Genomic DNA, 5,362 nt, shown 5'->3' on the forward strand with positions numbered 1-5,362 from the left:
GGCAAGACCACGTTCGTCGGCGCCGTCTCGGAGATCAACCCGCTGCGCACGGAGGCCGTCATGACGTCTGCTTCGGCGGGCATCGACGACCTCACGCACACGGGGGACAAGACCACCACCACGGTGGCCATGGACTTCGGCCGCATCACGCTCGACCAGGACCTGATCCTGTACCTGTTCGGCACCCCGGGCCAGGACCGCTTCTGGTTCATGTGGGACGACCTGGTGCGGGGCGCCATCGGCGCGGTGGTGCTCGTGGACACCCGCCGGCTGGCCGACTGCTTCCCGGCGGTCGACTACTTCGAGAACAGCGGCCTGCCCTTCGTCATCGCCCTCAACGGCTTCGACGGGCACCAGCCCTACACGCCCGAAGAGGTGCGCGAGGCCCTGCAGATCGGCCCCGACGCCCCGATCATCACCACCGACGCCCGCCACCGCGCGGACGCCAAGTCGGCGCTGATCACGCTCGTCGAGCACGCGCTGATGGCCCGGCTGAGGTAGTACGCCCCAGGCCGTTGCAGGTGACACCCAATTCTGTGGAGTCATACGGCAGTTGGCGTTTCAGCGCACCGGAGCCGGCTGTGTCCTTGGACACGGTCGGCCCCGGTGTTCATAACGTTTCGGCAGAGGAATCCGGCAGCGCGGCCACGCGTCGCGCACACCCGGTACCGCTGCGCGCACGATCACCCCGCCTTTTGGCGCGCCTCGCTCTTTATGACCGTTTTATCGGGCGCTTACATCGCTCGGAACCAGCGGTTTCCGGTGTTTGGAAGAGAGCAAGCCGACGTGCTGGAATGCCTGAACTGCCCAATAGTCAAAGTCGAACGCATCGGTCGACGACGTACCGGGCTCTGAGACACAGCGGCACACGGTAGGTGCCGACCGCCGAGAGGTTGTTGGTCGAGTGAGGCGAAGCAAGAACGGTCCCGAGCCGTCGGCCCGGGGCAACTTCACCCCGCCGCCGCGCGGAGCGGCGCCCGCACACGTGCCCGGTTCGGAGCCCGCGGCCGCTCCCGCCGCCGGCGGGGGCCGTTTCTCCCCGCGCAACTGGCGGGTGCCCACCCGGCTGAACGCGATCCTGCTCATCCCCGTGCTGGTCGGCCTCGTCATGGGCGGCTTCCAGGTCAAGAGCTCGATCGACACCTGGCAGAACGCCAAGGCCGCCCAGAGCACCGCACGTCTGGTGCAGGCCTCGCTGAGCTACGCCAACGCCCTCTACATCGAGCGCGACGTCAGCGCCGCGCCGCTCCTGCAGGGCAAGGGCGACAAGACCACGGCCGTCGTCCAGGCCCGCCGGGCCACCGACGAGGCCGCGGACACGTTCGACCGGGCCGCGGGGAGCGCCGAGTGGTCCTCCGGCGTGCAGCGCCGGCTGAAGCAGTTCCACGAGGTGGAGCCCGGGCTGACCACGCTGCGTCAGGCCGCCTTCACCTCCAGGCTCACCGGCGTGCAGACCGAGGAGGGCTACGTCAGGATCGCCCACCCGCTGATGGAGTTCGCCAACGAGCTCGGCCTGGGCACCGGAAACATCACCTCCTACGGCCGGACGGTCTACGCCATCTCGCTCACCAAGGCGGCCCTGTCGCTGGAGCGCTCGATCGGCATGCACCTCCTGGTCAAGCCGGGTCCGGACGCGCCGAACCTGGCGAGCCAGCGCATCGCCTTCTCCTCCTACGCCTACCTCGAGGGCATCGCCATGGAGGAGTACCTCGGCGGTGGCACCCAGGCGGACGTGGACAAGCTGGCCGACGCGCAGAAGAAGGTCCAGGCCGACGGCGCGAGGATGGTCCGGGACGCCAAGAGCCAGAACCCGGACTACGTCGCCCCGCCGTCCGACCCGACCAAGATGGTCGCCGCCATCGCCAGCCTGAAGACCACCGGCCCCTCCGAGCGCGCCGCGCTCGCCGAGAAGGGCATCACCGTGGAGAACTGGTGGGCGGTCAACACCCTCAAGTTCGACGCGTACCGCAAGATCGAGTCGGACATGGCCGACAAGGCGGTGAGCGAGGCCTCCGCCATCGCCGACGACGCCCAGCAGTCGACGTTCATCACCGGTGCGATCGTCGTCGTCGCCCTGCTCGCCGCGTTCATCCTGGCCGGCATGGTGGCCCGCCAGATGAGCCGCTCCATGCGCCAGCTGCGCAACGCCGCCTTCGGCATCGCCGAGCAGCGCCTGCCGATGCTGGTCGACCAGCTCTCCCGCACCGACCCGGGCCGGGTGGACACCCGGGTCGCACCGATCCCGATCACCTCCACCGACGAGATCGGCGAGGTCGCCCGGGCCTTCGACCAGGTCCACCGCGAAGCGGTCCGCCTCGCCTCCGAGCAGGCCCTGCTGCGGGGCAACATCAACGCGATCTTCACCAACCTCTCCCGCCGCAACCAGTCGCTGATCGAGGGCCAGCTGACCCTCATCACCGACCTGGAGAACAACGAGGCCGACCCGGACCAGCTGGAGAACCTCTTCCGGCTGGACCACCTGGCGACCCGTATGCGCCGCAACGGCGAGAACCTCCTCGTCCTCGCCGGCGAGGAGCCCGGCCGCCGCTGGGACCAGCCGGTCCCGCTGGTCGACGTCCTGCGCGCCGCGTCCTCCGAGGTGGAGCAGTACGAGCGCATCGAGCTGTCCGGCGTCCCCGAGGCCGAGATCCACGGCCGTGCGGTGACCGACCTCGTGCACCTGCTGGCCGAGCTGCTGGAGAACGCCACGACGTTCTCCTCGCCGCAGACCAAGGTCCGGGTCACCGCGACCCGTCTGCCCGACGGCCGGATCATGGTCGAGATCCACGACAAGGGCATCGGCCTGACCGCCGAGGACTTCGCGGACATCAACCACAAGCTGGCCAACCCGCCGACCGTGGACGCGGCGATCTCGCAGCGCATGGGCCTGTTCGTGGTCGGCCGCCTCGCCGACCGGCACGGCATCCGGGTCCAGCTGCGCCCCTCCGGCGAGCAGGCCGGCACGACCTCGCTGGTCATGCTGCCGGACGCGATCACGCACGGCGGTGGCGGCGAGCAGTCCCTGGACCGCGACGAGTTCACCGTCTCGCAGATCATCCCCGAGCAGAACTTCCGGGGCGAGGACTTCAGCAACCAGCTGCAGCCGATGCGCACGGCCGCGGAGCTGGGCTTCGACGACAGCCGCTACACGGAGGTCCCGGACGACATCCGGGAGCTGGACCCCGTCGGCCGTTCCCTGATGCGCGAGGAACGCAGGGCCGCGCTGGAGGCCCAGTCGAACGGCCAGCAGCCCGAGTTGGAGGCGTCCGAGGCGGCGTTCCGGTCCGACGGGAGCGCCGACGGCCGGGGCTTCACCGACGGCCGGATGCCGTACCAGGACCAGCCGTCCGCGTACGACGGGCGGACGCCGTACGGGGAGCAGCAGCAGTCCTCCTACGACGGCGCGCAGGAGACCGCCTACGAGCAGTCGGGGCGTGCGTCGTACGACGGGCAGTACTACGCGCCGGACGGCGGCATGCCGCAGACGGACGGCTACCCGTCCAACGGCGGTTACCCGGGCTCCGCGTACGCGGAACCCGCGCAGGAGGAGCACGCGCCGTCCCAGGCCGCCGCGTCGGAGACGTACGCCGCCTACCAGGAGCCGTCCTACCAGGACGACTGGCGGCAGCAGGACGGCTACCGGAACAGCTATCCGGACCAGTACGCTCCGGAAGCGGAATCCTCGCAGGCCGCTGACGTGAACGAGGCGGACCGCGTAGGCTTCGACCGTCCGGGACCGGCCCCCTCCGCCGCCCACGAGCTGACCGACGCCGGGCTGCCCCGCCGCGGAGGCTTCCCGAGCGGTTCGAACGGCGCACGGCACGTGAGCCAGGAAACGCCGGCCCCCGCCGCGAAGAACCACGGTGACGGCGACTGGCGTTCGGCGAACGACGAGCGCTGGCAGCAGGCCTCGCAGCTCCGCAAGCCCAAGGCGGGCGGAGTGACCTCCTCCGGCCTGCCGAGGCGGGTGCCCAAGGCCAACCTGGTCGAGGGCGCCGCGGAATCGACCCCGCAGGGCGGCCCACAGGTCTCCCGCGCCCCCGAGGACGTCAGGGGCAGGTTGAGCAACCTGCGCCGGGGTGTCCAGCGGGGACGCAGCGCAGGAAGTGACAAGAACGGCCAGGGCTTCGGTCCTGACAGCACCTACAACCAGGAGCGTTAGTGTGAGCCCGATGAGCCAGGCGGCGCAGAACCTGAACTGGTTGATCACCAACTTCGTGGAGAACACCCCCGGGGTGTCCCACACCGTGGTGGTCTCCGCCGACGGACTCCTTCTGGCGATGTCCGAAGGCTTTCCCCGCGACCGCGCCGACCAGCTCGCGGCCGTCGCCTCCGGTCTGACCTCACTGACCGCCGGTGCCTCGCGCATCTTCGAGGGCGGCAGCGTGAACCAGACGGTTGTGGAGATGGAGAGGGGATTCCTCTTCATCATGTCCATCTCCGACGGTTCGTCGCTCGCGGTTCTGGCGCACCCCGAGGCGGACATCGGCCTCATTGGTTACGAGATGGCCCTGCTGGTGGACCGCGCCGGCACGGTCCTGACCCCGGACCTGCGCGCGGAGCTCCAGGGCAGCCTGCTCAACTAGCAAGCGGACAGTGCGTTGTTGCGTCCCGGCACCGTAAGGTTTTCGGGACGCGGCCTCACAGGGATGGGTGCCCGGCACAGTCGGAGGAGGAGAAAGTGGCAACACCCCCAGGCGGTTCGTCATCGGACAACTGGTCGTACGGCCCTGCCCAGGGCCAGGGCGACCCGAACCGGTACGGCTACCCCTCCGCCCCCGGCCACCGGCAGCCGTACGCGCCGCAGGGCCCCGGCGCCTCGCCGTACGACCAGCCGGCGGCGCCGCGTATCCAGCCGGTGCAGCCGCGGCGACGCTCCCCCGAGGCGACGCCCGCGGGGGCGTCGAACAATCCCCTGGTGCGTCCGTACGCCATGACGGGCGGCCGCACCAGGCCGCGGTACCAGCTCGCCATCGAGGCACTGGTGCACACCACCGCGCAGCCGCACCAGATGCAGGGCCAGCTGCCCGAACATCAGCGGATCTGCAATCTGTGCCGCGAGATCAAGTCGGTGGCCGAGGTCTCGGCCCTGCTGACGATCCCTCTCGGCGTAGCCAGGATCCTCGTCGCCGACTTGGCGGAGGCGGGCCTGGTCGCCATCCATCAGCCCGGCGGCGACGAGAACGCCGGTGGCCAGCCAGACGTGACACTGCTCGAAAGGGTGCTCAGTGGACTTCGCAAGCTCTAGCGGCGGTCCTTCCCGCTCCACCACCTCCGCGAAGATCGTGGTGGCGGGCGGCTTCGGCGTGGGCAAGACCACGTTCGTCGGCGCCGTCTCGGAGATCAACCCGCTGCGCACGGA

General features: G+C 70.0%; 4 protein-coding genes and 1 pseudogene. All 5 read left to right on the plus strand.

Translation table 11 applies throughout. The features are described from left to right. Positions 1 to 501: GTP-binding protein (locus ACWDNY_RS31100; RefSeq protein WP_451649156.1), on the plus strand; the 501-nt coding region annotated here is incomplete at its 5' end. 403 nt (positions 502 to 904) lie between these two features. Then, complete coding sequence (locus ACWDNY_RS31105; protein ID WP_451649157.1) at positions 905 to 4,162, plus strand: nitrate- and nitrite sensing domain-containing protein; 3,258 nt, start codon at positions 905 to 907, stop codon at positions 4,160 to 4,162. A gap of 10 nt (positions 4,163 to 4,172) precedes the next feature. After that, positions 4,173 to 4,586: a roadblock/LC7 domain-containing protein gene (locus ACWDNY_RS31110; RefSeq protein WP_055421938.1), complete on the plus strand. Its 414-nt coding sequence runs from the start codon at positions 4,173 to 4,175 to the stop codon at positions 4,584 to 4,586. A 95-nt stretch (positions 4,587 to 4,681) separates the two neighbouring features. Further along, positions 4,682 to 5,248, plus strand: coding sequence for a DUF742 domain-containing protein (locus tag ACWDNY_RS31115; protein ID WP_451649158.1), 567 nt, complete (start codon positions 4,682 to 4,684; stop codon positions 5,246 to 5,248). Next, positions 5,229 to 5,362, plus strand: a pseudogene (locus ACWDNY_RS31120) (ATP-binding protein); the annotation flags it as partial. The gene ACWDNY_RS31115 and the pseudogene ACWDNY_RS31120, both read left to right, overlap by 20 nt.

It is taken from the genome of Streptomyces sp. NPDC003697 (assembly GCF_053587115.1).